Annotated in this window: 2 protein-coding genes; both read left to right on the top strand. The window is 32.6% G+C overall.

The features are described 5' to 3' along the window. Positions 1-252, top strand: a 252-nt coding sequence (locus A6013_RS23845) for a DUF2951 family protein (protein WP_139128262.1), incomplete at its 5' end; no start/stop codon positions are given. Positions 253-443: 191 nt separating this feature from the next. Beyond that, positions 444-578: a type I toxin-antitoxin system toxin PepG1 gene (gene pepG1 / locus A6013_RS28310; RefSeq protein ID WP_000226108.1), complete on the top strand. Its 135-nt coding sequence runs from the start codon at positions 444-446 to the stop codon at positions 576-578. Positions 579-714: the final 136 nt, after the last annotated feature.

The following is a 714-nucleotide window of genomic DNA, read 5'->3' as shown; positions in this document are numbered from 1 at the left end:
TTAGAAGAGAATGATAAAACAATGCTCAGCACACTCAACGAAATTAAATTAGGTCAAAAAACCCAAGAGCAAGTTAACATTAAATTAGATAAAACCTTAGATGCTATTCAAAAAGAAAGAGAAATAGATGAAAAGAATAAGAAAGAAAATGATAAGAACATACGTGATATGAAAATGTGGGTGCTTGGTTTAGTTGGGACAATATTTGGGTCGCTAATTATAGCATTATTGCGTATGCTTATGGGCATATAAGAGAGGTGAATAAAATGTTTAAACTAATCTTTGGTTATAGTTTCTGGACATGTTTTTGGTTCGGTAAATGTAAATAAGTTTTAGTCAGTGCTTCGGTACTGACTTTTTATTTATTGTTGTAATTATGGTAATATGCAGAAGTGAGCAAGTTGGATAGATGGTGGCTATCTGAGTATAAGGAGGTGGTGCCTATGGTGGCATTACTGAAATCTTTAGAAAGGAGACGCCTAATGATTACAATTAGTACCATGTTGCAGTTTGGTTTATTCCTTATTGCATTGATAGGTCTAGTAATCAAGCTTATTGAATTAAGCAATAAAAAATAACCATCGCTAACTTTGGCTGGTTTCGATGGTTAAATGGTTATTAATTTAATCTTTAATCTAAAATAGCCACCGTCTTTTTAACGGGCTCATTAGGGTAACATGTTTGCGCATGTTGCCCTTTTTCTATATATAAATT

The sequence above is a fragment of the Enterobacter sp. IF2SW-B1 genome (assembly GCF_001743375.1).
In the GTDB taxonomy this organism is placed as follows: domain Bacteria; phylum Pseudomonadota; class Gammaproteobacteria; order Enterobacterales; family Enterobacteriaceae; genus Enterobacter; species Enterobacter bugandensis.
The sequence above is the reverse complement of the archived record's forward strand: the minus strand, read 5'-3'. Positions and strand labels throughout refer to the sequence as shown.